General features: G+C 68.9%; 26 protein-coding genes and 1 tRNA gene. 5 read left to right on the top strand and 22 right to left on the bottom strand.

The features are described from left to right. The first annotated feature begins 9 nt into the window (after positions 1-9). On the top strand, positions 10-1,884 hold the full coding sequence (locus tag FNH24_RS13970) for a glycerophosphoryl diester phosphodiesterase membrane domain-containing protein (RefSeq protein ID WP_152362814.1): 1,875 nt from the start codon (positions 10-12) through the stop codon (positions 1,882-1,884). 419 nt (positions 1,885-2,303) lie between these two features. Here the strand turns inward: FNH24_RS13970 and FNH24_RS13965 are convergent, their stop codons facing one another. Beyond that, entirely contained in the window at positions 2,304-3,323 is a 1,020-nt protein-coding gene (locus tag FNH24_RS13965) for a glycoside hydrolase family 5 protein (RefSeq protein WP_152362813.1), read from the bottom strand. 31 nt (positions 3,324-3,354) lie between these two features. Between FNH24_RS13965 and FNH24_RS13960 the strand changes: the two genes are divergently transcribed. Next, positions 3,355-4,122: an endonuclease/exonuclease/phosphatase family protein gene (locus FNH24_RS13960; protein WP_152362812.1), complete on the top strand. Its 768-nt coding sequence runs from the start codon at positions 3,355-3,357 to the stop codon at positions 4,120-4,122. A gap of 58 nt (positions 4,123-4,180) precedes the next feature. Here FNH24_RS13960 and FNH24_RS13955 read toward each other — a convergent pair whose 3' ends face one another. The 16 genes from FNH24_RS13955 to rpmE form a co-directional block, all read right to left on the bottom strand. Continuing rightward, positions 4,181-4,639 carry a DUF2550 domain-containing protein gene (locus FNH24_RS13955; RefSeq protein ID WP_152362811.1) on the bottom strand — a complete coding sequence of 153 codons (459 nt, stop codon included), beginning with the start codon at positions 4,637-4,639 and terminating at the stop codon, positions 4,181-4,183. Between the two features lie 88 nt (positions 4,640-4,727). Beyond that, entirely contained in the window at positions 4,728-5,129 is a 402-nt protein-coding gene (locus FNH24_RS13950; protein WP_152362810.1) for a F0F1 ATP synthase subunit epsilon, read from the bottom strand. A 2-nt stretch (positions 5,130-5,131) separates the two neighbouring features. Then, positions 5,132-6,586 carry a F0F1 ATP synthase subunit beta gene (gene atpD, locus FNH24_RS13945; protein ID WP_152362809.1) on the bottom strand — a complete coding sequence of 485 codons (1,455 nt, stop codon included), beginning with the start codon at positions 6,584-6,586 and terminating at the stop codon, positions 5,132-5,134. Positions 6,587-6,648: 62 nt separating this feature from the next. Further along, positions 6,649-7,560, bottom strand: coding sequence for a F0F1 ATP synthase subunit gamma (locus FNH24_RS13940; protein WP_152362808.1), 912 nt, complete (start codon positions 7,558-7,560; stop codon positions 6,649-6,651). Positions 7,561-7,566: 6 nt separating this feature from the next. Next, complete coding sequence (atpA, locus tag FNH24_RS13935) at positions 7,567-9,201, bottom strand: F0F1 ATP synthase subunit alpha (RefSeq protein WP_152362807.1); 1,635 nt, start codon at positions 9,199-9,201, stop codon at positions 7,567-7,569. Between the two features lie 84 nt (positions 9,202-9,285). Further along, entirely contained in the window at positions 9,286-10,077 is a 792-nt protein-coding gene (locus FNH24_RS13930; RefSeq protein WP_152362806.1) for a F0F1 ATP synthase subunit delta, read from the bottom strand. Then, entirely contained in the window at positions 10,074-10,646 is a 573-nt protein-coding gene (locus tag FNH24_RS13925; protein WP_152362805.1) for a F0F1 ATP synthase subunit B, read from the bottom strand. Before FNH24_RS13925 ends, FNH24_RS13930 begins: the two co-directional genes overlap by 4 nt. A 5-nt stretch (positions 10,647-10,651) precedes the next feature. Further along, positions 10,652-10,879: an ATP synthase subunit c family protein gene (locus tag FNH24_RS13920; protein WP_152362804.1), complete on the bottom strand. Its 228-nt coding sequence runs from the start codon at positions 10,877-10,879 to the stop codon at positions 10,652-10,654. Between the two features lie 44 nt (positions 10,880-10,923). Then, entirely contained in the window at positions 10,924-11,706 is a 783-nt protein-coding gene (gene atpB, locus FNH24_RS13915) for a F0F1 ATP synthase subunit A (protein ID WP_152362904.1), read from the bottom strand. Positions 11,707-11,767: 61 nt separating this feature from the next. Continuing rightward, on the bottom strand, positions 11,768-12,121 hold the full coding sequence (locus FNH24_RS13910; RefSeq protein WP_246186884.1) for an AtpZ/AtpI family protein: 354 nt from the start codon (positions 12,119-12,121) through the stop codon (positions 11,768-11,770). 36 nt (positions 12,122-12,157) lie between these two features. Next, positions 12,158-12,658 (bottom strand): Cg1360 family ATP-synthase-associated protein, encoded by a 501-nt coding sequence (locus FNH24_RS13905; protein ID WP_152362803.1) that lies wholly within the window; start codon positions 12,656-12,658, stop codon positions 12,158-12,160. A 160-nt stretch (positions 12,659-12,818) separates the two neighbouring features. Next, positions 12,819-13,931 carry a glycosyltransferase family 4 protein gene (locus FNH24_RS13900; protein ID WP_152362802.1) on the bottom strand — a complete coding sequence of 371 codons (1,113 nt, stop codon included), beginning with the start codon at positions 13,929-13,931 and terminating at the stop codon, positions 12,819-12,821. Between the two features lie 12 nt (positions 13,932-13,943). After that, positions 13,944-15,395, bottom strand: a complete 1,452-nt coding sequence (locus tag FNH24_RS31960) for an L-threonylcarbamoyladenylate synthase (RefSeq protein WP_217428216.1) — start codon at positions 15,393-15,395, stop codon at positions 13,944-13,946. Next, entirely contained in the window at positions 15,392-16,282 is an 891-nt protein-coding gene (gene prmC / locus FNH24_RS13885; RefSeq protein ID WP_152362901.1) for a peptide chain release factor N(5)-glutamine methyltransferase, read from the bottom strand. Before prmC ends, FNH24_RS31960 begins: the two co-directional genes overlap by 4 nt. A gap of 14 nt (positions 16,283-16,296) precedes the next feature. Continuing rightward, positions 16,297-17,373 carry a peptide chain release factor 1 gene (gene prfA, locus FNH24_RS13880; RefSeq protein WP_152362801.1) on the bottom strand — a complete coding sequence of 359 codons (1,077 nt, stop codon included), beginning with the start codon at positions 17,371-17,373 and terminating at the stop codon, positions 16,297-16,299. 91 nt (positions 17,374-17,464) lie between these two features. Further along, complete coding sequence (rpmE, locus tag FNH24_RS13875) at positions 17,465-17,677, bottom strand: 50S ribosomal protein L31 (protein WP_152362800.1); 213 nt, start codon at positions 17,675-17,677, stop codon at positions 17,465-17,467. 539 nt (positions 17,678-18,216) lie between these two features. On the opposite strand from rpmE, the gene FNH24_RS13870 reads away from it, so the two are divergent. Both FNH24_RS13870 and FNH24_RS13865 read left to right on the top strand, forming a co-directional pair. Beyond that, positions 18,217-18,420, top strand: coding sequence for a hypothetical protein (locus tag FNH24_RS13870; RefSeq protein ID WP_152362799.1), 204 nt, complete (start codon positions 18,217-18,219; stop codon positions 18,418-18,420). Between the two features lie 305 nt (positions 18,421-18,725). Further along, positions 18,726-18,926, top strand: a complete 201-nt coding sequence (locus tag FNH24_RS13865) for a hypothetical protein (protein WP_152362798.1) — start codon at positions 18,726-18,728, stop codon at positions 18,924-18,926. Positions 18,927-19,010: 84 nt separating this feature from the next. Here FNH24_RS13865 and rho read toward each other — a convergent pair whose 3' ends face one another. From rho to lysA, 5 genes are all read right to left on the bottom strand, one after another. Beyond that, complete coding sequence (rho, locus tag FNH24_RS13860; RefSeq protein WP_152362797.1) at positions 19,011-21,029, bottom strand: transcription termination factor Rho; 2,019 nt, start codon at positions 21,027-21,029, stop codon at positions 19,011-19,013. 314 nt (positions 21,030-21,343) lie between these two features. Continuing rightward, a complete protein-coding gene (thrB, locus tag FNH24_RS13855) occupies positions 21,344-22,258 on the bottom strand; it encodes a homoserine kinase (protein WP_152362796.1) in 915 nt (304 codons plus the stop codon). An 11-nt stretch (positions 22,259-22,269) separates the two neighbouring features. After that, on the bottom strand, positions 22,270-23,379 hold the full coding sequence (thrC, locus tag FNH24_RS13850; protein ID WP_152362795.1) for a threonine synthase: 1,110 nt from the start codon (positions 23,377-23,379) through the stop codon (positions 22,270-22,272). Then, positions 23,376-24,731 (bottom strand): homoserine dehydrogenase, encoded by a 1,356-nt coding sequence (locus FNH24_RS13845; RefSeq protein WP_152362794.1) that lies wholly within the window; start codon positions 24,729-24,731, stop codon positions 23,376-23,378. Before FNH24_RS13845 ends, thrC begins: the two co-directional genes overlap by 4 nt. Before the next feature lie 119 nt (positions 24,732-24,850). Beyond that, the gene (gene lysA, locus FNH24_RS13840) at positions 24,851-26,251 is read right to left on the bottom strand and encodes a diaminopimelate decarboxylase (protein WP_152362793.1); all 1,401 of its coding nucleotides are present in this window, start codon (positions 26,249-26,251) and stop codon (positions 24,851-24,853) included. A gap of 165 nt (positions 26,252-26,416) precedes the next feature. Between lysA and FNH24_RS13835 the strand changes: the two genes are divergently transcribed. After that, positions 26,417-26,488: transfer RNA gene (locus FNH24_RS13835), tRNA-Arg, on the top strand. The last annotated feature ends 45 nt before the right edge of the window (positions 26,489-26,533 follow it).

The raw sequence follows: 26,533 nt of genomic DNA, 5'->3' as shown, positions 1-26,533 counted from the left end.
TGTGACCGGATGACCAAGGCGATAGCGGACCCGGCGCACGGCGAGGCGGCGCCGGATCGTCCGCCCAAGCCGCTCGGGGTGCGCGGGGCCATCGGCCGCGCGCATCGCACCACCTGGCGGGATCCGCTGTTCTATCTGCTGACCCTGCTCGCGATCGAGGGCTTGGTCGTCGTGGTCGCGATCCCGATCCTCCGGCTGATCTACGGCCTGGTGCTCGTGCAGACCGGGCTCGGCAGCATCGCCTACGACGAGTTCGCCACTGTGATCCGCAATCCGCTCGCCGACCTGACCCTGCTGCTGGTCGCGGTGATCGCGACGGCCGTCGTCCTGATCGGGTTCGCCGTGATCTTCATCCTGGCCGACCACCATCAGGCGGGACGGTCGATCACGCCGCGGCAGCTGTTGCTCCGGCTCCGGGCCACCGGCCGGAAACTCCTGCACCCACAGGGTTTCCTGGTCGTGGTCTATCTGCTGCTCGTCCTTCCCCTGGGCCAGTTCGGCCTCACCGCCACGCTGACGGGCAAGATCGGCGTGCCGCCGTTCGTCAGCGAGGAGCTGTCCAAGACACCGTCGGGCAGCCTGCTCTACTCGGCCGTGATGTTGATCTTCTTCTATCTCGCGGTCCGGCTGTTGTTCGTGCTGCCGGTCCTGTGCACGACCGAGGCGAGCGTCTGGGGGTCCTTCGCGACCAGCTGGCGCCTCACTCGGTGGCGGAGTCTGCGGTTGGTCCTGCTGATCGGGCTGATCTCGGTGCCGTCGACCGTGCTGCTGCTGATCTTGGCCGGATTGGTGACCGTGCCGACGCTGATCACCGACGAGGCGGCGCCCGATCTGTCGCCGATCATGGCCGGCACCGGACTGTCCGTCTGGCAGATCGGTCTGTTCGTCGTGACCTCGCTGGTGGCCGTCATGGTCGCGCAGTGCCTGACCGCCCTGAAACGGGACTGGCTGCCGCGGCTGGCCGACCGACTCCGGCCCGACGACTTCGAGGACGGAGCCACCGGCACCCCGCGCCGCAGGCGGGTGCTGTGGGGTCTCGCCGCGGCGGTCACCGTGATCGCCCTGTTGATCACCACGGTGATCAACATCGGCACGCTGACCGCGTTCGACGCCGCCAAGGTGACCCAGGTCCTGGCCCATCGCGGGTGGGTCGACGGCGGAGTGGAGAACACGCTGCCGGCGCTGCGGGCGGCAAAGCGCTCCGGCGCCGACCGGGTCGAGTTCGACGTCCTGCAGACCAAGGACGGCCGGTTCGTGGTCATGCACGACACGAATCTGCGCCGACTCGCCGGGATCGACCGGGAGGTCAAGGATCTGACCCAGGACGAGTTGACCCGGATCACCGTGCGGCACGGTGATCAGGAAGCCAAGATTCCCTCGCTGGAGCAGTGGATCGAGACCTCGAAGGAGCTCGAGTTGCCGCAGTTGCTCGAGGTCAAGCTGCACGGAGCCGAGACCCCCGACCTGGTGCCGCGGCTGCTCGCGGTGCTCGACGCCTATCGGGTGACCGACTGGTACACGTACCACTCGATCAGCCGTGACGTGGTGACCCGACTCGAGGCGGCCCGGCCGACGCTGGTCGTCGGCTTCATCGTGCCGATCAACTTCGGCGGGATCCCCAAGGTCAAATGCGACTTCATCGTCATCGAGGAGGCGTCCTACGACGAGGACTTCCTGCACCAGGCCCAGGACGCGGGCTACAAGATCCTGGTCTGGACCGTCGAGTCGGAGGACAAGATGCGCACCTACCTGATCGACGGCGTCGACGGCATCATCACCGACCACCCCGACCTCGGCGCCGAGCAGGAGCGGGACATCGCCGATGACCGCGGCCTCGCCCTGAGACTGCTGGACCGGGTGCAACGAGGCCTCGGCAGCGTCTGAATGCTGGTTCGTCCCCTGAGCTGAGCCGGGCTGGGTCGGGCCGGGCGCAGTCGACGAGGCCGTTCGTTCCCTGAGCCGGTCGAAGGGCAAGCCAGACGGTGCCACACCGGCTCCGGCCCGACCGCCGAACGACGGGCCAAGGACGGGCGCGTCTTGGCGTTGCCTGGGGCTCCGGCCAACGCACCAAGTGCCGACCTCAAGATCGCAGACCGCTCCGGACTGGACAGCTCTCCGCCTGCGGCGCCAACGACACGACCCGGACTGGCCCGTTTCTCCACCTGTGGCGACAAACGACCAGCCGACCCTGCCCCGACTGGACTAATTCTCTACCTGTGACGACTTCCGCACCCCCGACCCGCACCCGCAGGAAGCACCCGTCTCGCTCATCCGAACCTCCGCAGCGCGTTCGCCGGGCAGGGTCAGAGCGGGATGAAGTGGCCGTCCTCGACCAGGGCACGGTAGTTCCACTCATTGCGTTCCTCGGCGGTGTAGTTCCAGAAGGTCCAGGCGACGGCGCCGGCGTAGCCCTGCTGCTGGGCCTCGGCGTAGTCGCGGCGTAGGGCCGTGATCTGGTCCGGGCCGAGGCCGGCGATGGTCCGGCCGGGGAGGGCGACGCTCCACTCCCCCACGATCACCGGATGCCGGCGGCTCAGCCACTTGATCAACTTCGCCCGGCTGTGCCGGGCCTTGCGCAGATGGTGCGGGATCGAGTTGCGCTGATCCCAGGGGTAGAAGCACTGGTAGAGGTGGCAGTCCATGATCACCGGGTAGTCCGGCACCGGTCGGATGGCGCCACGGGTGAGCCAGGGCACGAAGCCGTCGGAGAAGATGATCCGGGTGCCCGGCCGCAGGATCGTGATCAAGCTGGCGTAGGCCCGCCGGTAGAACTTGATCAAGGTCCAGAGTCGCGGGTCCATCGGCTCGTTGAGCAGCTCGATCCCCCACAGGTGATCGGCCGCGGCGTAGCGCCGGGCCAACCGCTCCAACACGTCGACGGTACGATCCCGGAAGTCCTGCCGGGCATACCAGTTCCGCTTGCCGCTGAGCCCACTGTGATCACGACCGTTCTGCGAGCCCGGGGCGCCGTGCAGGTCGAGCAGCACCAGCAGCCCGTACTTGGCCGCCATCTCCATCGCCCAGTCGAGTTCCTTGATCGCCCCGAGCAGCTCCGGCTCGTCGGCCGACCGGTCCTCCTCGCCGAACACCCAGTGGCCGACCGGGATCCGGACCAGGTCCAGGCCGTGCTCCGCGATCCAGGCGAAGTCCGCTTCCTTCAGGAACTCGGCCCGGTGCCGGCGCAGCTTCTCCGCCGCTCCCGGGGTGCGCATGAACCCGTACTCGTCCTCGGCGTCGGTGCCGGCGAACAGCGACGGCGTCAGCCATTTCTCCAACAACAACCAGCCGCCGAGGTTCACCCCGCGCAAGGGACCATCTGCCATGGGATCACCGTAGATCACTAGGCTTGGGCAGATGCAGCCGCTCACCGTCGTCAGCTACAACCTGCGCACCAGCCGGGCCTTCGATGATCATCCGTGGTCGGTCCGGCGCGAGCCGCTGGCCACGTTGATCCGGGAGCTGGCGCCGACCGTGCTCGGCACCCAGGAGGCCGATCCGGAGACGCTGGACGATCTGGCCGGGCTGCTGCCGCGCAACTACCGCTACCTGGCCGAGGGCCGGCAGGGCCGGATGTCGGACGAGACCAGCGCGATCTTCTACGACAGCGCCCGGCTGACCGTGCTCGACGTCGCGCACCGCTGGCTGTCCGACACCCCGGAGGTGCCGGGCTCGGCCAGCTGGGGCAACGAGCTGACCCGGATGATCACCCGGGCCCGATTCGTCGACTCGGTCCTCGGCGTGACCTTCGTGATGATCAACGTCCATCTCGATCACCGCAGCGAGGAGTCCCGGGTCAAGTCCGCCTACTGGCTGGCGGAGCAGCTCACGGCGATCACCGAGCCGGTCATCCTGACCGGCGACTTCAACGTCGGCACGGCGACCCCGGCCTACCAGGTGCTGATCAACAGCGGGCTGCGGGACGCGATCGGTGAGGTCCAGGTCGGCGGACCGGCGATCGGCACCTTCGGCAACTACCGGCGGCCGGAGCCGGGCAGCGCGCAGATCGACTGGATCCTGGTCGGGCCGGGAGTCGGCGTCGTCGACGCCGAGATCGTCGACCGCACCGTCAACGACCGCTACCCGTCGGACCATCTCCCGATCCGCGCCGCCCTCACCCTCTAAAACCCCGAGTTGTCAGAACTGAGAAGCCCCCTGGCACAACTCACTTCTGACAAGTCGGTTAATACATGGCGGTGCCGGGCGGGGCGGCTTCGAGCCAGGAGAGGAAGCCGGTCAGCGAGCCGGAACTCATCGCCAGCTCCCACACCTCGGCCGAGTCATGGGCGCCGACGGCGACCCGGACGACGCGCTGCCCGTCGTAGAGGGCGACGGACTCGGCCGGCTCCGGGTCGCGAGTGTCGATCACCCGGGAGTCGGCGCGGCGGAAGGTCATCCGCGGCAGCGGCGAGAACGAGAAGAAGCGGAACCACTCGACCCGATCGTGGTTGTAGCGAGCGACTCCGAGCACCCAGTTGGAGCTCGGAGTCTGCTCGGCGATCGGGCGGAGCCGCATGCTGCATTCGAAGGCTCCGCCCTGGCGCGTCACGACCCGCTGCCGGAGGGCCAGGGTGACCAACGGAACGACCACGGCCAACAAGATCACGAGTGCGACGACGACGACGCCGATCCAGCCTGCCATCGTCGTCTAGGGGCCCTGTCTCTCGTGATCCGATCCGGCAACCCCACGCCCGGTTTAGTTGAACCGGGCACGATCGGGGCGGAAGTCCTCAGCGTACCTTGTGCGCGGCCCTGACCTGGGCGCTGGCCCGCATGACGTGCTGACGTACTTCCTCGGTGTCTTCGCCGGCGTCCAACCGAGCCTGAGCATCGGCCAGCTCACGCTCGGCCTGGTCGATGCTGATCTCGTCGGCCATCCGGGCGTACTCGCTGAGGATCGACACCCGGCCCTGGGCGACGGACAGGAATCCGCCGTCCACGGCCACGACCTCACGGCTGGCATCCTCGGTGACGATCTCGACGCCGCCCGGCGCCAGGACGGCCAGCACCGGCGCATGGCCCGGCAGGATGCCCATGTCGCCGTCCACCGTCTTGGCGATGATCAGCGTGCTGGTCCCGGACCAGACCACCTCGTCGGCCGAGACGACCTCGACCTGGAGCGGTTCGGCCATGATCAGTTGTCTTCCTTCTGCAGCTCGGACCAGCGGCGCTCGACATCTTCCATGCCACCGACGTTGAAGAACGCCTGCTCGGCGATGTGGTCGACGTCGCCGTTGCAGATCATCTGGAACGACTCGATGATCTCGTTCAGCGGCACGGTGGAGCCCGGCACGTTGGTGAACTTCTCAGCCATGTAGGTGTTCTGGCTGAGGAACTGCTGGATCCGGCGGGCCCGGGCGACGACGATCTTGTCCTCCTCGGACAACTCGTCGACACCCATGATCGCGATGATGTCCTGCAGTTCCTTGTTGCGCTGCAGGATCTGCTTCACCTGGGTGGCCACGTCGTAGTGCGTCTGGCCGACGTACTGCGGATCCAGGATCCGGCTGGTCGACGTCAGCGGATCGATCGCCGGGTACAGACCGCGGGCCGCGATCTCCCGGGACAGCTCCGTGGTCGCGTCGAGGTGCGCGAAGGTGGTGGCCGGCGCCGGGTCGGTGTAATCGTCCGCGGGGACGTAGATCGCCTGCATCGAGGTGATCGAGTGGCCCCGGGTCGAGGTGATCCGCTCCTGCAGCTGGCCCATCTCGTCGGCCAGGTTGGGCTGGTAGCCCACCGCGGACGGCATCCGGCCGAGCAGCGTCGACACCTCGGAGCCGGCCTGGGTGAACCGGAAGATGTTGTCGATGAAGAGCAACACGTCCTGGTTCTGCACGTCCCGGAAGTATTCGGCCATGGTCAGCGCCGACAGCGCGACCCGCAGCCGGGTGCCAGGCGGCTCGTCCATCTGGCCGAAGACGAGGGCGGTGTCCTTGAAGACCCCCATCTCCTCCATCTCGTTGATCAGGTCGTTGCCCTCACGGGTCCGCTCCCCGACCCCGGCGAACACCGAGGTGCCGGAGTGCAGCTGCGCGATCCGGTAGATCATCTCCTGGATCATGACGGTCTTGCCCACGCCCGCGCCGCCGAACAGGCCGATCTTGCCGCCCTGCACGTACGGGGTCAGCAGGTCGATCGACTTGATGCCGGTCTCCAGCATCTCGGTCTTCGACTCGAGCTGATCGAACTTCGGCGCGGACCGGTGGATCGGCCAGCGCTCGGTGATCTCCAGCGAGGCCGGATCGACGTCCAGCACCTCGCCGGTCACGTTCCAGACGTGGCCCTTGGTGACCTCGCCGACCGGCACCGAGATCGGGGCGCCGGTGTCGCGCACCTCGGCACCCCGCTGCATGCCGTCGGTCGGCTTCAGCGCGATGGCCCGGACCAGGTTGTCGCCGATGTGCAGCGCGACCTCGAGGGTCATCGTCCGGGTCTCGTTGTTGACCGTGGTGTCGACCAACAGGGCGTTGTAGATGTCCGGCATCTGGTCGGCTGGGAACTCCACGTCCACCACCGCACCGATCACCCGGGCGACGCGCCCGACGCCGGCCGGGGCGGATTCCTTCTTTTCCTCAACTGTGGCGGTCATGCCTACCTCGATCTGCTCGTCTCACTGAGATTCTTGTTCAGGGTCTGGGATGTTCGGGCTGGTCAGTCGGCTTCGGCGTTCGCGTCGGCCAAGGCGCCGGCACCGCCGACGATTTCGCTGATCTCCTGGGTGATGCCGGCCTGGCGGGCCTGGTTGGCCTCCCGGGTGAACCGCTCGATCAGGTCCTCGGCGTTGTCGGTCGCCGCCTTCATCGCCCGCTGGCGACTGGCCAGCTCGGAAGCGGCCGACTGCAGCAGGCAGTACTGGATCCGGCTCGCCACGTACAGCGGCAGCAACTCGTCCAGCACGGTCTCGGCGTTCGGCTCGAACTCGTACAGCGGCAGCAGTTCCTCCGACGACGGTGGCTCCTCGCCTTCCACCACCTCGAGCGGCAGCATCCGGATCACCTCCGGCCGCTGCGTCACCATCGAGACGAACCGGGTGTAGACGACATGGATCTCGTCCACCCCACCCTCCTCGTACGGCGTGAGGAAGGAGCCGATCAGCGTATCCGCGATCGCCCGCGCGTCGGAGTAGCTGGGCGCCTCGGAGAACCCGGTCCACTGCTCCGCGACCTCGCGCCGCCGGAAGCCGTAGTAGGCGGCCGCCTTGCGCCCGGTCAGGTACGGCACGACCTCGCGCCCCTCGTCGGTGAGCAGCCGGGTCAGCGACTCGCCCTCCCGAATGGCGTTGGTCGAGTAGGCGCCGGCCTGACCGCGGTCGGCGGTGATCAACAGCATCGCCGCCCGGCGCGGATTGTCCGACTCGGTGGTGAGCGGGTGATCGTTGTTGGAGAAGGTCGCCACCGCCGACACGGCCCGGGTCAGCTCCCGGGCGTACGGCGCCGCCGACTGGGCCCGCTGCCGGGCCTTGATGATCCGCGACGCGGCGATCAACTCCATCGCCTTGGTGATCTTCTTGATGTTCGACACCGAGGCGCGGCGCTGGCGCAGTTCGCGCAGGCTAGCTGGCATCGATGATCACCTCTTCTGCTTGACGATCTGCTCTTGCTCGACCTCGTCCTCTTCGAGCGCTTCGTGCTCCTCGCGGCCGGCCAACAGCTTGCCGTCGGAGGTCTGGAAGCCCTGCTTGAAGTCGTCGATCGACTTGGTCAGCGCGGCCGCGGTGTCGTCGTCGAAGAGCTTCGTCTCGCGGATCGTGCCGAGCGTGTCGGAGTTGTGCCGCAGGTGCTCCAGCAGCTCCTGCTCGAACCGCAGCACGTCGTCGACCGGGACCTCGTCGAACTTGCCGGTGGTGCCGGCCCAGACGCTGACCACCTGCTCCTCCACCGGGTACGGGCTGAACTGCGGCTGCCGCAGCAGCTCGGTCAGCCGCTCACCGCGGGCCAGCTGGCGCCGGGTGGTGGCATCGAGGTCGGAGGCGAACATGGCGAACGCCTGCATGTCGCGGAACTGGGCCAGGTCGACCTTGATCGAACCGGACACGGTCTTCATCGCCTTGACCATGGCGGCCGTGCCGACGCGGGACACCGAGATGCCGACGTCGATGGCCGGGCGCTGGTTCGCGTTGAACAGGTCGGACTGCAGGAAGATCTGTCCGTCGGTGATCGAGATGACGTTGGTCGGGATGTAGGCCGACACGTCGTTGGCCTTGGTCTCGATGATCGGCAGGCCGGTCATCGAGCCGCCACCGAGCTCGTCGGACAGCTTCGCGCAGCGCTCCAGCAGCCGGGAGTGCAGGTAGAAGACGTCACCGGGGTACGCCTCGCGGCCCGGCGGGCGACGCAGCAGCAGCGACATGGCGCGGTACGCCTCGGCCTGCTTGGTCAGGTCGTCGAAGACGATCAGCACGTGCTTGCCGGCATACATCCAGTGCTGGCCGATGGCCGAGCCGGTGTACGGGGCGATGTACTTGAAGCCGGCCGGGTCGGACGCCGGCGCGGACACGATGGTCGTGTATTCCAGCGCGCCGGCCTCTTCCAGCTGGGCCCGGATCGCGGCCACGGTCGAAGCCTTCTGGCCGATCGCGACGTAGATGCAGCGGACCTGGGCCTGCGGGTCTCCGCTGGTCCAGTTGTCCTTCTGGTTGATGATCGTGTCGATCGCGATGGCGGTCTTGCCGGTCTTCCGGTCGCCGATGATCAACTGCCGCTGGCCACGGCCGATCGGGGTCAGCGCGTCGATCGCCTTCAGCCCGGTCTGCAGCGGCTGACGGACCTCCTGGCGGTGCATCACGCCGGCCGCCTGCAGCTCCAGCGGACGCCGCTCGTCCAGGTCGGTGAGCTCGCCGAGACCGTCGATCGGGTTGCCCAGCGCGTCGACGACGCGGCCCAGGTAGCCGTCACCGACCGGCACGGAGAGGATGTTGCCAGTGCGCTTGACCGGCTGGCCCTCCTCGATGCCCTCGGAGTCACCCATCACCACGACGCCGATCTCGCGCACGTCGAGGTTCAGTGCGATGCCCAGCGTGCCGTTCTCGAACTCGAGCAGTTCGTTGGCCATCGCCGAGGGCAGCCCCTCGACCCGGGCGATTCCGTCACCGGAGGTGGCCACGGTGCCGACCTCTTCGCGGCTCGCGGTCTCGGGCTGGTAGTCGCGGACGTAGCGGTCCAGCGCGTCCCGGATCTCCTCCGGGCGAATCGTGAGTTCTGCCATCGTTCCTGCTCTCGTTGAGATCTCTAGCCTGTATCAGTGATCTTGGTCCGCCGCGATCAGCCGCACGGGTTCAGTCAGCGTCAATCAATCGAAAAGCCGTCGAGCCTGGTCGAGCCGGCCGGCCACGGTGCCCTCGATCACTTCGTCGCCGAGTTCCACCCGGAGACCGCCGAGTACGTCGGCGTCGACGATGACCTGGACCGAGATCTCCCGACCCACCTGCCGGCTCAGAGCCTGCCGCAGCCGCTCCAGTTGCTCCGGTTCGAGTGGCCGGGCCACCCGGACCGTCGCGAGCAGCCGGCTGCGTTCTGCTGCCGCCAAGGATATGTAGCCGGCGATCGTGTTGGCGAACGTACGCTGCCGCGCCGCGACCGCCCGCCGGGCCAAGGCGACGGACGCGTCGTTGGCCTTGCCGGACAACAAGTCGGAGACCAGTTGTTGCCGGCGATCCAGCGGCACCGAACGGTCGGACAGGGTCGCCCGCAGCTCGCCGTTGGAGTCGACCAGCCGGCCGAACCGGAACAACTCGTCCTCGGTCTCTTCCAGGCCCGAGGCGCCGATCGCGCGCAGCTGCGCCCGGACGGCCTGCCGCTCCACCGCCGCGGTGAACGTCCGGCCGCCGGCCCAGCGGAACCGCACCGCGGCCGCCAGCATCTCGACCGCGCCCGGCCCGATCTTGCCTTCGAACAGGGCCCGGACGATCCCGGCCCGGGCCTCCGCCGCGGTGCCCGGATCGGTCAGCGCCCGCCGCAACGCCGGCTGCGCGTCCAGCGCATCCACCGCCGCGAACAGGTCGGGGCCGACCGCTCCGTCCAGCTCGATCCCGTTCAGGGCCGAGTCGAGCGCACCCAGTCGATCCTCGGCGCGAGAACTCATCGCGATGCTCCGGTCTCCGTCGGTTGTCCGTCCTGCTGCTCCAGGTCGGTCAGGAACCGCTCGACGGTCCGCCGAGCGCGGTCGTCGTCCTCAAGCGATTCGCCGACGATCCGGCCGGCCAGGGTGGTGGCCAGACCGCCGACCTCACGCCGCAGCTCGCCCAGCAACTGGGTCCGCTCCGCCGCGAGCTGTGCCTCGGCCGTGGTCTTGATCCGGGCAGCTTCGGCCTGGGCCTGCTCCCGCATCTCGGCCAGGATCTGGGCACCCTGCGTCTTGGCGTCCTCGCGGATCTTCGCGGCTTCGCCCCGGGCCTCGGTCAGTTGGGCCTGGTACTTCTCCAGTGCGGCCTGGGCCTCGGCCTGAGCCTTCTCCGCCTTCTCGATGCCGCCCTGGATGGCCTCGGTCCGTTCGGCGAAGGTCGCCTCGAACCGCGGCACCACGAACTTGGCGATGATGAAGGTCAGGATCCCGGCGAAGACGACGGCGGCGATGATCTCAGAGAGGTGCGGCGCCAGCGGGCTCGGCGTCGTCTCCAGCGGAGCGAGCACCACTGAGATGGTCGGCACCATCGGGATCACAGTCCGCCGAAGACGAACGCGAGCGCGATGCCGATGATGGCCAGAGCCTCGGTCACGGCGAAGCCGATCCAGGCGGTGCTCATCATGGCGCCACGGGCCTCAGGCTGGCGGGCGATGCCGGAGATCACGGCGGCGAAGATCAATCCCACGCCGATGCCCGGGCCGATCGCCCCGAGCCCGTAACCGACCACGCCGAGCGAGCCGGTGAGTTCCATTGGGGTCATTGAACTGCTTCCTTTCGGTATCTCTGCTACTGCAGAGTTTCGGGTCAGTGCTCCTCGGCCGTGGCCGAGGAGATGTACTGGGCGGTCAAGACGGTGAAGATGAAGGCCTGCAGGGCCTGGACGAACAGCTCCAGGCCGAAGATCGCCATGCTGAAGATCAGCGAGACGCCACCGGCGATCTTGTTCACGATCGGTCCGGCCTCGAGCAGCAGGTACTCACCGCCCAGGACGAACACCATCACCAACAGGTGACCGGCGAACATGTTGGCGAACAAACGCAGAGACAGCGTGATCGGCCGGATGATGATGTTGGACAAGAACTCCAACGGAATGATCAACGGCCACATGAACCACGGCACGCCGGACGGCAACACGGTGTTCTTGAAGTAGCGCACCGGACCGTGCTTCATGATCCCGACGGTGTTGTACGTGATCCAGACCAAACCGGCCAGACCGTACGCCCAGCCGACGTGCGCCGTGGTCGGCATCAGGGTCAGCGGGAAGACGCCGAACAGGTTGTTCACCAGCAGGAAGGAGAACAACGCGATCAGGAACGGCAGGTACTTCTTGAAGTCGTGGCCGATCATGTCGCGGGCGATGCCGTTGCGGACGAAGTTGTAGACCCATTCGCCGACGAACTGGCCCTTGGTCGGAACGATCTTGTTCTTCCGGGCCATCACGATCCAGAAGATCGCGATCGCGATCACCGCGATGATCGCCTGGAGCATGAACTTGTCCAGCAGCGGGAAGCCGTTGAAGATCGGAGGCAGGTTGAAGTCTGCCGGCCCGGGCGCGTGGTAACCCTCTGTCGCGGCGCCGGTGTCCAGCGGGATCCAGACCGGTACTAGTCCGCCCACCGGTCCTCCTTTCCTGTCCTGGGGAGTCTGTTCAGTTCGGGTCGCGCGAGGTCTCGGCCGCGTCCGGGCGATCCGGCCCGGGGTCGCGCGAGTCCTCGCTCGCTGGCGGATCGATCCGTCCGTACTTCCGGATGATCACGTAGACGCCGAGGGCGGCACCGAGAATGATGCCGATCGGCAGCAGGAAGTTGGTCTTCAACAGGTAGTCGCCCAGCCAGCCGAGCCCGCCCCACACCACGACGCCCGAGATCAGGTACGACAGCACCCGCATCGCCTGATCCATGCCGCGCATGTCGGCCGGCGTCGGCCGCAGCGCCTCGCGGCGTCGCGAGACCGCGTCCCGGGCCCGGTCGGACCCCGATTCCGGTGGATTTTGGGCAGGCATGGCGGCTCACACGGTAGCAGTGGGGGCGGTGGCGGCTCACTTGTCCTCCCCGCTCGGCTCGGGCGCCTGGTACTCGGTGTCGTACGCGGTGATCCGGAGCCGGGAGAAGACGAAGATCTCGACCGCCAGCCAGCCCGCGACGACGGCGATCGTGGTGACGAAGAAGGCCATCGGGCTGAGCGAGGGCCAGTTCTCGCGGTTGTTGCTGTAGGACATCAGGATCAGCCCGAGGACGATCACTCGGGTGCTGTAGCTGACCAGCGACACGATCATCAGGATCTTGGCCGCGGTGTCGGCGAACATCACCATCACGAACTGGCCGGCGGCGTAGAAGAACAGCACGATCGCCGCGGCGATGAGAGCGGTCAGCAGCCCTCGGCCCTGCTCGGTGATGCCGAAGATGATCAAGCAGATGACGGCCGCACTGACGCCGCCGATCAGGCCGCCGATCAGGAGTTTGCGCGCTCGGACAACGTGAATGCTCGGCCCGGTGCCCACAGCCGAGTCGGCTGTCGAGGGAGAGTGTTCAGTCGTCATATCGGCGGCTGTCCTAATCTGCGGCCCACAGCCATCCGCTGGGGCCTTAGTCGGGCGATCTCCGGGCCTGGAGTGCTACTCCGGCCGGCCGATCGTCTCGGCGTTTCACTGCTTGTGAAAAATAGCACAAGGTCTCCTCCGACCTCCAATCGGGGGCCGGTCAATTGGCGACGCGACGGCCCTTCACCGGCCGGCCCAAAGTGGCCAGCAGGAGCACCAGCGCCAGGCCGACCAGGCCCACGGCGACCAGCACCGAAATCCGGTCCTGGACCAGGCCCAGCCCGATCATCCCGAAAGAAACCAGGGCTGACCAGCCGTACATCAGCATCACCGCGCCGCGCTGGCTGTGACCGCGCTCCAGCAGCCGGTGATGCAGGTGCTGCTTGTCGGCGGCGAACCACCACTTCCCGTTATACGTCCGGCGGACGTAGGCCAGCACCAGGTCGAGCAGTGGTAACGCCAGGATCGCCACCGGCAGCACCAGCGGCAGCACGGTCGGCAGCAGGCCGCGATCGCTCGCCATCTGCGACGGGTCGATCTGGCCTGTCAGGCTGACCGTCGAGGTGGCCAGCAGCAGCCCGAGCAGCAGCGCCCCGGAGTCGCCCATGAACATCTTGGCCGGGAAGAAGTTGTGCGGCAGGAAGCCCAGGCAGGCCCCGGCGACGGCGACCGTGATCAGGCTCGCCGTGGTCGCCCGGGTCAGCTCCTGGTTCACGGTCAGCAGATAGCAGTACGCGAAGAAGGCGAACGCGCCGATGCCGACCACGCCGGTGGCCAGGCCGTCCAGGCCGTCGACGAAGTTGACCGCGTTGGAGCAGAGCACGATGAAGAAGACGGTGATCGCGATCGAGGCCGAGCTGTCCAGCGCGATCGTCTGACCGGGCAGCGGGATCCAGAGCATCTTCACACCGAGCGCGACCACCACCCCGGCGGCGACGATCTGGCCGGCGAACTTGGCCAGCGCGGACAGCTCGAACACGTCGTCCAGCACGCCGACCAGGCAGATGATCGCGGCCGCGATCAAGATCGCGCGGGAGTCCTGGATGACCAGCTCCTGAGCGCCCAGGAACGGCAACTGCCAGGCCACCACGACCGCGACGACGAGCCCGATCAGCATGGCCAGACCGCCGAAGTACGGCATCTCGATCGTGTGCACATCCCGGTCGCGCACCTTGGCCAGCGCGCCCAGCCGCAGCGCGAGCTTGCGGCACAGGCCGCTGACCAGATAGGTCGAGGCGGCCGCGATCAGCAGCACCAACAGGTATTCGCGCACCCGGCGCCCCGCTCAGGGCTGTCGGTCGGGATCGGCAGGCTTGGGATCCACGGGATTCACGGGCTCGGGATCCGTCGGTACGGGATCCGCGGGCTCCGGATCTGTCGGCTCGGGATCCGTCGGTACGGGTCCCGTCGGCTCGGGTTCCGTCGGCTCGGGAGCGACCTCGTCCTCGATCAGCCGTTCCACGTCGTCGCTGGTCTCCGGGACGTCGGTCTCCGCCGCGGCGGCCGGATCCTCGCCGAGGTTCAAACCGTCGGGCTCCGCTCCCGCACCCTCGGTCTCGTCGGCCGCCGCCTCCTCCGGGGCGGCGGTCAGGTCGACCAGGTCCGGGCAGGTCTCGCGCAGCACCTCCACGCTGAGCGCCCCCAGCCGGAGCAGCTCACCATGATCATTCTGGGAGAAGTCGACCATCGACGAGGGCGCACCGTCGGCGTTCCGCACCGGGCCGCCGTCCAGGTAGACCGAGACCCGGTTGCCGAAGTATTCGATCGCCTCGTCACAGGTCAGCGCCGCCGACCGGCCACTCAGGTTGGCGGAGCTGACCGCCATCGGACCGGTCTGCCGGAGCAGCTCGCGGGTCAGTTCGTAGTCCGGCACCCGGAGCCCGATCGTCCCGTTGGTCTCGCCCAGATCGATCCGCAGTGATTCGCGGGCCTTGACGATCACCGTCAACGGTCCTGGCCAGTGCTTCTCGGTCAGTTGGCCGGCCGACTCCGGTACGTCCTCGGCCAGGGCCCGGATCAGCGCCGGATCGCCGATCAGCACCGGCGGCGGCATGTCCCGGCCTCGCTCCTTGGTGTCCAGCAGTCGCTGCACCGCGTCCGCCTCGAAGGCGTCGGCTCCGATCCCGTACACCGTGTCGGTGGGCAGCACGATGCATTCGCCGTTCTCGATCGCGGTCCGGGCCGCTTCGGCCGCCTCGGCCAGCACCGCCGGATCCGAGCCGGTGATGTCGAACCGCTGGTACGCGGGCAGAGCCTCGACCTTGTCGGCGTCGGCGTCGGCGTCGTCCGCACCGCCGTCCGTCTCGGAGCTGTCCGATTCGACGTTGTCCGGCTCCGCCTTGCCCGTCTCAGCGCTGTCCGTCTCCGCGTTGTCCGTCTCGGCGCTGACCGTCTCGGTCCCGGCCGTCTCGGTCCCGGCCGTCTCGGTCCCGGCCGTCTCGGTGTCGCCGGCTCCGCCGTCAGTCGAGTCGGTGACCGGCACCGTGTCCTCGCCCCGAGCCGCCTCGTCGGCCGTCGCGGTCGCCTCGGCATCCGTGTCGCCGGTCGCCGTGCCGGACCGCTCCGTCACGGCCGCCTTCCCCGCCAGCTGCTCCCGGATCCAGTTCTCGGTCTCGGCCCGCTGCTCGTCCTCGGTCGGCCCGGTTGCCGCGGATCCGGCGGTCTCGTTGGGCTCCCGGCTGGTCAGCGGCTCATCTGCCGCCACATCGGCGCCCTGCTGACGGCGTACCTCGTTCACTCGGACCATCCTGCCAGAGGGGTGTCGGTCGACCGGCTGCGCACGGCCGTTGTGAAGCGCGACCGTCCGGTGAGGTCACGATGATCGCGGACGGCGTCGAAATCGCCGCGGCCGGCGAAGAGCCGGACCACCGCGTCGCCCTGCAGATCGGAGTGTTCGGTGGCGACCCGGCCGCCGGGCCGGAGCAGCCGCGCCGCGGTGGTGGCGACGACCCGGATCGCGTCCAGTCCGTCGGCGCCGGAGAACAGCGCCAGCTCCGGATCATGATCACGAGCCTCCGGCTCGACCGACTCGTAGGCGTCCAACGGGATGTACGGCGGGTTGCTGATCACCAGGTCGCAGCGGCCGTCCCAGTCCCCCGGCAGAGACCCCATGTCACCCTCGATCAGCTCGACCCCGGTGCCGGCCAGATTGCCGGCCGCCCACTCGGCGGCCCGATGATCACGTTCGATCGCGATCATGGTGCAGCCCGGGGCCTCGCCGGCGATCGCCTTCGAGATCGCTCCTGATCCCGTACCCAGCTCGATCACCAACGGCATTTGACCGTCGGCCAGCAAGGTCCGCAGGCCGTCGATCGCCCAGCCGGTCATCACCTCGGTCTCCGGCCGCGGCACGAAGACTCCGGGACCCACGGCCAGCTCGACGTGCCGGAAGTAGGCCCGGCCGGTGAGGTGCTGCAGCGGCGTCCGCTGTGCCCGGCGCCGGACCAGCTCGGTGAACGCGCTGACGTGATCATCATCGAGTTGATCAAGGAGCGGCAGCCGGCTCGGCTCGACGCCGACCGCATGGGCGAGCAGCTGCCGGGCGTCCGCGTCCGGGCTGCCGACGCCGGCCTGCCGCAACCGGGCGACCGCCTCGATGATCAACTCCCGGACCCCGGCTCCCATGATCACGTTGCCGCTCATTCTGTCCCGACGGCGGCCAGCCGCTCGGCCGTGTCGGCCTCCTGCAGCGCCGTGATCACCGGCTCCAGAGCGCCGTTCAGCACCTGGTCGAGGTTGTAGGCCTTGAAGCCGATCCGGTGATCGGCGATCCGGTTCTCCGGGAAGTTGTAGGTGCGGATCCGCTCCGACCGGTCGACCGTGCGGACCTGGCTGCGCCGGGCCGCGGAGGCGGCGTTGGCGGCCTGTTCCTCGGCCAGCGCGATCAGCCGGGCCCGGAGCATCCGCATCGCCTGTTCCCGGTTCTGCAGTTGGGATCGCTCGTTCTGGCAGGAGACCACGGTGCCGGTGGGCAGGTGGGTGATCCGGACCGCCGAGTCGGTGGTGTTGACCCCTTGGCCGCCGGGGCCGGACGAGCGGTAGACGTCGATCCGAAGATCATCATCGTTGATCTCGATCTCGGTCTCCTCCACCTCCGGCATCACCAGCACACCGGCGGCCGAGGTGTGCACCCGGCCCTGCGATTCGGTCACCGGGACCCGCTGCACCCGGTGCACGCCACCCTCGAACTTCAGCACGCCGTACGGCATCTCGTCGGGCGAGCCGGCCTTCGCCGCCTTCACCGCAACGGTCACCGACTTGTAGCCGCCGAGGGCGGTCTCCTGGCTGTCCAGCACCTCGACCTTCCAGCCGCGCACCTCTGCGTACCGGCTGTACATCTTGAGCAGGTCGCCGGCGAACAACGCCGATTCGTCGCCGCCCTCGCCGGACTTGATCTCGATCAAGGCGTCGGCGGAATCGTTGGGATCGCGCGGCGCCAGCAGCCGGGTCAGTCGTTCGGTCAGCCCCGTCAACCGACCCTCGAGTTCCTCGGCCTCGGCCGCGAAGGCACTGTCGTCGCCGGCGAGCTCCAGGGCCGCCTCGCGATCCGCCGTCAGCCGGTCGTGCTCGGCCAGCGCCCCGACGATCGGCATCAGTTCGGCGTAGCGCCGGCCGAGCCGGCGGGCCAGGGCCGCGTCGGAGTGGGTCGCCGGGTCGCCCAGTTGTGCCTCGAGCTCGGCGAACTCCTGCCGCAACGGCTGGGCTGACTCGAACATCACGGGCACCTTCTGCGAGACGACGGCGGGCGGACAGACAACGGGCGCCGGAAAGCGGGGATCTCCCCCGCCTCCCGGCGCCCGGCTGTCGCTACTTGGACTTCTTGGCGTACCGCTTCTCGAACCGGGCCACGCGGCCACCGGTGTCGAGGATCTTCTGCTTGCCCGTGTAGAACGGGTGGCAGGCCGAGCAGACCTCGGCGCGCAGCACGCCTTCCGGCGCGGTGCTTCGGGTGGTGAACGTATTGCCGCAGGTACAGGTGACCTGGGTCTCGCCGTAGGCGGGGTGAATGTCAGCCTTCATGTCTCTCCTCGGATTCGCGGGCACCGGGTCGCCACGCGAAATCTGGGCGTGAACCGGCACCACCGGGCAAGTCTGCCGCAACTCATACGGCCGACCAAATTTGGTACGCCCCTTCAAGGCGCCCGACCACCGGGATATTCCCGCGGTCAACTTTCGTGGAATCACTCCGACACTAATTCACTGGCGGCCGGTCGGTGCCCTTCCCTAGACTCGCACCCGTTGCAAGAAGGAGGTGCACCCAACCCATGTCGATCAAGGACCTTCCATCGACTCGCTGGTCGGCCGTTCCCGGCTGCCCCGCGCCGGTTCATCCCGGCGCTGCCGCGGGTGCCTCCGCCGGATCCGGCTGTTGATTCCGCCGGGCTGCTGACAGCCCACCGCGGGGTCGCGATCCACCTTCGCTGATCCGGCTCGATCACCATCCCCCGGTCTGCGGACCTCGCGCGCGCTCGCCGGCGCCACCCCGATCCCGCACCACCTCACTCTGCCCTGCCCACAACGCAGGGCCGCGACAGACCTGCCCTCGAAAGGAGGACGACATGAACAGGTACGACAACGACCCCCGCGAAGCTGCGATCTGGATCCCCGGATCGATGGTGATCTCGCGCCCCGAGTCGGGTCACCCGGTCGGCTTCGCGGCCGAACAGCTGCTCATCCTGCACACCCTGGAGGAGGTCCGGCGGAAGCGCCGGCGCCGGACCGGCATCCTCGGCCGGCTCAAGCTGATCACCCGGAACGCGTGACGATCGCACCCCGGATCGACCCCGGCCGACGGAAGCAGAAAATTTCCGCGGCCGGCCGGAATAGTCGCTGCGGTTCCTTCGTTGGCCAGATTGGAGTCGGACCGAGGTCCGACCGGGCGACGGGACTCAACCGTCGTCGGCCCGAGACGATCGCCGGTTAAGGCCGGGCGAGCGAGCGGGGCCCACCACCCAAGATCACATTGCTGTGACCGGACCAGCCTGTCCGGGAGCGCCGCCCTGCGGCTCTGCCCTCAGGCACCGGTCCGGACCGCCATGCCTAGACCCCTCGAAGGGAGGGAATCACGATGAGTTTGTCCCAGTACGATCCGCGAGACGTCGCGCTCTGGACCCCCGGCTCGGTCACGGTCACGCGACCGGGTCTCGGCCGGTTCGGTCGCCCCAGTGAGGAGCAGCTGCTGCTCCAGTCGCTGGAAGGTCGCCGGGCGACCCGTCGGCGCCGGCCCCGGCCGCTCGCTCGGCTGCGGCTGAGCGCGAAGAGCGCCTGACCGAACACCTGAGAAACGCACTCGATCCCCGGCCCACGGCCGGGGATCGAGTCGTTTTCGCTTGCTTGGTTGGAGCCTGACGGATCAGTCGTCGTCCGAACCGGCGGTGACGGCGTTGCGGCCGCCGGCGCCGGGCACGGTCCGGGTGATCGCGACCAGGAACTCCTGGTTGCTCGCCGTCTTGCGCATCCGGTCGAGCAGCGTCTCCAGACCCTGCACACCTTCCAGGCCGGACAGGGCTCGGCGGAGCCGCCAGATCACGTTCAGCTCCTCCTTGCTCATCAGCAACTCTTCGCGACGGGTGCTGGAGGCGTCGACGTCGATCGCGGGGAAGATCCGCTTGTCGGCGAACTCCCGGCGCAGCCGGAGCTCCATGTTGCCGGTGCCCTTGAACTCCTCGAAGATCACCTCGTCCATCTTCGACCCGGTCTCGATCAGGGCCGTGGCGAGGATGGTCAGCGAGCCGCCGTTCTCGATGTTGCGGGCGGCACCGAAGAACCGCTTCGGCGGGTAGAGCGCGTTGGAGTCGATACCACCGGACAGGATGCGTCCGGAGGCCGGCGCCGCGGTGTTGTAGGCGCGGCCCAGGCGGGTGATGCCGTCCAGCAGGATCACCACGTCCTTGCCGAGCTCGACCAACCGCTTGGCCCGCTCGACCGCGAGCTCCGCGACGGTGGTGTGATCATCGGCCGGCCGGTCGAACGTGGACGAGATCACCTCACCCTGAACGGTCCGCTCGAAGTCGGTGACCTCCTCCGGACGCTCGTCCACCAGCACCACCATCAGGTGCACTTCCGGGTTGTTGGTGGAGATCGCGTTGGCGATGGCCTGCATGATCAAGGTCTTGCCGGCCTTGGGCGGCGAGACGATCAAGCCACGCTGGCCCTTGCCGATCGGCGAGACGATGTCGATCAACCGGGTGCTCAGCTTCGTCCCGGTGGTCTCCAGCCGCAGTCGGTCCTGCGGATAGAGCGGGGTCAGCTTGCTGAACTCGACCCGGTTCTTCGACTCCTCCGGATCAGCGCCGTTGACCGTGGACAGCTTCACCAGCGGGTTGAACTTCTCCTTCCGCTCCCCATCCTTCGGGGTACGGATCTCGCCGGTGATGATGTCGCCCTTACGCAGCCCGAAGCGCTTCACCATGGAGAGCGAGACGTAGGCGTCGTCGGGCCCGGGCAGGTAGCCCGTGGTCCGGACGAAGGCATAGTTGTCGAGCACGTCGAGGATGCCCTTGGCCTCGACCAGGACGTCGTCCTCGGACACGACCGGCTCGTCGAACCGCTCCGTCCCGAGCTGGCCGGTGCGACGCCGGCCCTGACGATCCCGGCTGCGCCGGCGGCGACCGCGCCGGCCGCCGTTCTCGTCGTCGAAGTCGTTGCCGCGCTGCTGCTGCTGGTTGTTGTTGTTGTTCTGACGCCGGCCGCGGCGACCCTCGTCACCGTCGGAGCGGTCGTTGTCGCCGTCGGAGCCGCGCTGCCGGGATTCCGACTCGCCGTCGCGTCGCGCGGACGCGTCCCGGCGCTCGGAGCCATTGCGTCGTTCGGATCCGTCGCGGCGGTCGGTGGATTCGCCACCGTCCCGCTCATCGGAGCCGTCACGCTGGGCCCGGCGCTCGACCTGGGCCTTGATCTCCTGCTGCACCCGGGCCTGGACCTCGGGATCGACGGCCGGCCGGTCCGCGGCTTCCGCGGCGCGGGTGCCGTTGCTGCTGGGGGCCTCGACGGCCGCGTCGAGCGTCGGCTGGGCCGACTCGGCCGGACGTTCCGGCGCCCGACCGGCATCGGCCCGCACCGAATCGGTGCGCACCGCATCGGCCCGGTTCTCGCGACGGCCGGAGGTCCGCGGCTGCTCCGCCCGGGCCTGGGTCGCGCCGGCCGGGCCCGTCTGGGCGGCCTTGATCGCGTCGATCAACTGGCCCTTGCGCATCGCGCCGAGGCCCTTGATTCCGAGTGATCCAGCAAGCTGCTTCAGCTCCGGGAGGACCATCGCCTCCAGACCGGATCCCTTGCGCTTGCGAGGAGCCTCGCCCGTGTCGGGCGCGCTCGTCACTTCGGCAGTATCTGTCACGTGATTCCTTTCGGAACGGGTGTTCGCCACCCACATGTGCCTCCGCAGGATGCACCTGGAGAGGAACGTTTCTTGATAGCCCTCCGCTCACCGCCTATGACAGGCCGTGGACGCGGGCTTTGTTAACTGGGTCTTTGGTCGGCAATCAGGTCGAAAACGTCGACCTCAAGGTGATTACCTTGCGCCCGACCCGGGGGCGCTATCGGGGAAGAAACCCGCAAGCCAAACCGCGTGCTCTCTTCACCGTCGGTACCTTCAGGCTAGCACTTACCCGGTGGAATCTGTCACTTTCCGCCGAACCACGCCGAACGTCGTGTACGTCACACCACGGCGATCCGGCTCGTCTCGCGTCAGCGCGGTCCCGGCTCGACCCGTGCTCCGGTGCCGATCCGCAGGGCCAGTCGCCGGAACCCGGACCGATCCGGCAGAGCGGCCAGCTCGGCGACCCGGCCGAGCACCAGCACGGACGGCCCGGCGCCACTGATCACCGCCGCGAATCCCTTGTCTCGCAGGGATTCCAGCAGATCGTAGGAGGCCGGCATGGCCACTCGGCGATAGCTTTGATGGAGCCGGTCGGCGGTCCCGGCGAGCAGCAGTTCCGGCGATCGGGACAGCGCCTCGACCAGCAGCGCGGCCCGGCCCGCGTTGGCCGCGGCATCACCGTGCGGAACGGTCGCCGGCAGCAGGCCACGAGCCTCGGCGGTCGACACGGGCGTGTCCGGCAGATACACGACGGCGCCCACCTCCGGATGCACGCCGACCCGGGCCACCCCGAACCCCGGGTCGCCGGTGCCCGCGGATTCGGGATAGGCGATCACCAATCCCCCGTGCAGGGCGGCGGCGACGTTGTCGGCGTGGCCCTCGATCTCGACCGCCCGGCGGAGCACCCGGGCCGGTTCCGCCTCGACTCCGGCCAGCGCGGCGGCGGCCATGATCCCGGCGACGATCGCGGCCGCCGAAGAGCCGAGGCCACGGCCGTGGGGAATCACGTTGTCGGCGGTCAGGGCGAGCCCCGGCACCGTCAGCCCGAGGTCGGCCAGCGCGGCCAGCGCCGAACGAATGATCAGATGCGATCCGTCCCGCGGCACGGTGTCCGCGCCCTCGCCGGTCACCTCGGCGACCGAGGCGGAGTCGATCACCCGCAGGGTGGCCTGCTGCCGCAGTTCGTAAGCCAGCCCGAGATGATCGAAGCCGGGACCGAGGTTGGCACTCGTCGCCGGTGCGGAGACGGTGACGGTCCGGCCGATCAGCTCGCCGGCCGGCACGGCTTCCGGCCTCAGCTCAGCCCGCAGACGTCGGCGATCGCGGTCAGCTCGGCCGGGACCACCGGGCCGCCGCCGACGTCGTGCCCGGACAGTGCGGTGTCGATGTCCTTCAGCCCGTGCCCGGTCACCGTGATCACGATCCGGAGATCATGATCAAGTTCTTTCCGCTCGGCCTTGGCCAGCAGTCCGGCCACGCCGACGGCCGACGCGGGCTCGACGAAGACGCCCTCCTTGGCGGCCAGGAACTGTTGTGCAGCAAGGATCTGCTCGTCCGGCACCGCCTCGAACAGGCCGCCGGACTCCTCCCGCGCGGCCAGCGCCAGCGCGGTCGAGGCCGGGTTGCCGACCCGGATCGCGGTGGCCTTGGTCTCCGGGTTGAGCACCGGGTGGCCGAGCACCAGCGGTGCCGCGCCGGCGGCCTGGAAGCCCCACATCCGCGGCCGGCGGGTGGTCTTGCCGGCGTCGGCGTACTGCACGTAGCCGCGCCAGTAGGCCGGCAGGTTGCCGCCGTTGCCGACCGGCATCACGTGCACGTCCGGCGCGTCGCCGAGCGTGTCGACGACCTCGAACGCGGCCGTCTTCTGGCCCTCGAGCCGGATCCGGTTGACCGAGTTGACCAGCGACACCGGATAGTCGTCGGCGAGCTTGCGGGCCAGCTCCAGGCAGGTGTCGAAGTTGCCCTCGACCTGGACCACGCGGGCGCCGTGCACCACCGCCTGGGCCAGCTTGCCGGCGGCGATCCGGCCGGCCGGCAGCAGCACGATCGGCAGCAGCCCGCCCCGCGCGGCGTAGGCCGCCGCCGAGGCCGAGGTGTTGCCGGTCGAGGCGCAGACCACCGCCGTGGCGCCCTCGTGCGCGGCGACGGTCACCGCGACGGTCATCCCGCGGTCCTTGAACGATCCGGTCGGGTTGGCGCCCTCGACCTTGAGCCAGACCCGGCAGCCCAGCCGGTCGGACAGGGTGTCGGCGGGCACCAACGGCGTGTTGCCCTCACCCAGGGTGATCACCCGCGCGTCCTTCGCCACCGGCAGCCAGTCGCCGTAGCGGGCGATGATGCCCGACCCGGTGGACCCGGCGCCGAGGAACCCGGCGGCGTCGGCCGCATCAGCAAGCACGGTCATTCACCCTCAACTCTCATCACGCTGGTCACCTCACACACGACGTCCAACTCCCGCAACGATTCCACGGTGGCGCTCAGCGCCGCATCCGGGGCGGGGTGGGTGACGATCACCAGTTGGGCGTTCGCGTCCCGGCCCTGCTGCCGTACGGTCTGGATCGAGACGCTGTGCTCGGCGAAGCAGTGCGCGATCGTGGCCAGCACGCCCGGCGCCTCGGTCACCTCGAGCGACAGGTGGTAGCGGGTGACGACGGTGTCGATCGACGAGATCGGCCGCGCCGCATAGCTCGACTCCCCCGGCCCGGAGGCGCCGCGGAGCCGGTTCCGGGCCACTGTCACCAGGTCGCCGAGGACGGCGCTCGCGGTCGGCGCCCCACCGGCGCCCGGCCCGTAGAACATCAGCCGGCCGGCCGATTTCGACTCGACGAACACCGCGTTGTACGCGCCGCCGACCGAGGCCAGCGGGTGGTTGCGCGGGATCATCGCCGGGTGGGTGCGGACCGAGACCGCTTGCTCGCCGTTCGGCCCGGGCGCGGTCAGCTGACAGATCGCGACCGCCTTGACCACGCAGCCCATCGCCTTGGCCGAGGCGATGTCGGTGGAGCTGACCTCGGTGATCCCCTCGCGGTAGACGTCGGCGCTGGTGACCCGGGTGTGGAAGGCCAGACTGGACAGGATCGCGGCCTTGGCGGCGGCGTCGAAGCCCTCGATGTCGGCCGTCGGATCCGGCTCGGCGTAGCCGAGATCCTGCGCCTCGGTCAGGGTTTCGGCGAACCCGGCGCCGGTGGTGTCCATCTTGTCCAGGATGAAGTTCGTGGTGCCGTTGACGATGCCGATCACGGCGGTGATCTCGTCGCCGACCAGGGATTCCCGCAGCGGGCGGATGATCGGGATCGCGCCGGCGACCGCGGCCTCGAAATAGAGATCCACTCCGGCCTGCTCGGCGGCGGCGAACAGCGTCGCGCCGTCCTGGGCCAGCAGCGCCTTGTTGGCGGTGACGACCGAGGCACCGTTCTCCATCGCGGTCAGGATCAGCGAGCGAGCCGGCTCAATGCCGCCGATCACCTCGATCACCAGGTCGATGTCGCCGGAGCCGACCAAGGCCTGCGGATCGGTGGTCAGCAGGTCCGGATCGATGCCGGGACGGTTCCGGCCGGGCCGCCGGACGGCGATGCCGGCGACCTGCAGCGGCCGGCCGATCCGGGCCCGCAGGTCATCGGCCGAGTCGGTGAGCAGCCGTACCACCTCGGTGCCGACGGTGCCGCAACCCAGGACCGCCACCCGCAGCGGGGTCTCGGCGGAGGCCAGGTGGGTGCGCTCCGCGGCGACCCCGGCTACCGGTTGGGCTGTGCTCATTGCTGACCTCATGATTTCTGGTGGGCTCCTCGGACGGCGCCGATCCGACTCGGCCGGCCGATCCTGCCGGCCGTTCATTCTGTCCTATTGCACTCTGACCTACCGCACCGCCGGGATCGTCACCCGACGTCGAGTCGCAGCAGGTCCTCGATAGTCTCCCGCCGCACCACCGTGGTCAGTTGCCCGTCCCGGACCGCGACCACCGGCGGCCGCGGGACGTGGTTGTAGTTGCTGGCCATCGACCGGCTGTACGCACCGGCCGCCGGGACCGCGATCAGATCGCCGGGCGCGACGTCGCCCGGCAGGAACTCGTCCCGGACCAGGATGTCGCCGCCCTCGCAGTGCACCCCGACCACTCGGGCCAGCACCGGATCGGCGTCGGACCGCCGCGATGCCAGCGTGGCCGAGTAGTCGGCGCCGTACAGCGCGGTCCTGATGTTGTCGCTCATCCCGCCGTCGACCGAGACGTAGAGCCGGGTGTGGCCGCCGTCGAGCTCGACCGGCTTCACCGTGCCGACCCGGTAGAGGGCGAACGTCGTCGGGCCGCTGATCGCCCGGCCGGGCTCGATCGACAGGTGCGGCACGCTCGCGTCGAGCGCCTCGCACTCGGACCGGATGATCTCCCCCATCGCGTCGGCCAGCTGCTTCGGCGAGGACGGCGAATCCGCTGTGGTGTAAGCGATTCCGAATCCACCACCAAGATCAAGTTCGGGCAGCTCGACCCCGGTGATCTTGGCCAGCTCGGCCCGCAGCCGGAGGGTACGCCGCGCCGCCACCTCGAACCCGTCCGCGTCGAAGATCTGCGATCCGATGTGCGAATGGATACCGATCAACTCGAGCCGCGGATGATCATGACAGGCCTGCAGCGCCCGCAGCGCCGCGCCGCCGGCGATGGAGAAGCCGAACTTCTGATCTTCGTGCGCGGTCGCGATGTATTCGTGGGTGTGCGCCTCGACGCCGGTGGTCACCCGGACCATCACCCGGGGCGTCCGGTCCAGCTCCTCGGCCAGCTCACCGAGCCGGGCGATCTCGTCGAAGGAGTCGACGATGATCCGGCCCACGCCGGCTTCCAAGGCCGACCGCAACTCGGTCACGCTCTTGTTGTTGCCGTGCAACCCGATGGTGGCCGGATCGACGCCGGCTCGCAGTGCCACGGCCAGCTCACCGCCGGTGCAGACATCGACGCCGAGCCCTTCCTCGCTGACCCAGCGGGCGACCGCCGTACAGAGGAAGGACTTGCCGGCGTAGTAGACGGCCCAGCCGTCGAACGCGGTCCGGAAGGCCTTGGCCCGGTCCCGCAGGTCGTCCTCGTCGAGCAGGTAGGCCGGCGTGCCGACCTGCTCGGCGATCTCGGTCACGGTCAGCCCGGCGAGTGTCAGCACGCCCTGCTCGTTCTTGGCCGTCTCGCGGCTCCACAACTCGGGCAGCAACGCGTTGACGTCCTCGGGCACCTCCAGCCAGCGAGGCTGCGGCGCGCCGGCATCGGCATGAATCGATCCGGCGACGTGGGACGGGGTCATCGAACGACTCCGGTGGGACGGGTGATCACGGCGGAACTCTGCCAGACCCGAGACCCCGGCCGCCGACCCTTTCAACCCGTGGACCCCGCCAACCCGTGGACCGCCCGGGCGGAACCGAGTGCGCATCCCCGGTCGATCACTGATACATTTCTCTTCGGCCAACCGGCCCCCGTAGCTCAGGGGATAGAGCACCGCCCTCCGGAGGCGGGTGCGCAGGTTCGAATCCTGCCGGGGGCGCCCAGTTCTTGGCGCCGATCAGATCGAGGCCCTACGGAACCCGTA

This window comes from Microlunatus speluncae (genome assembly GCF_009299835.1).
In the GTDB taxonomy this organism is placed as follows: Bacteria; Actinomycetota; Actinomycetes; order Propionibacteriales; family Propionibacteriaceae; genus Microlunatus; species Microlunatus speluncae.
This window is presented reverse-complemented; position numbering and strand designations above follow the sequence as displayed.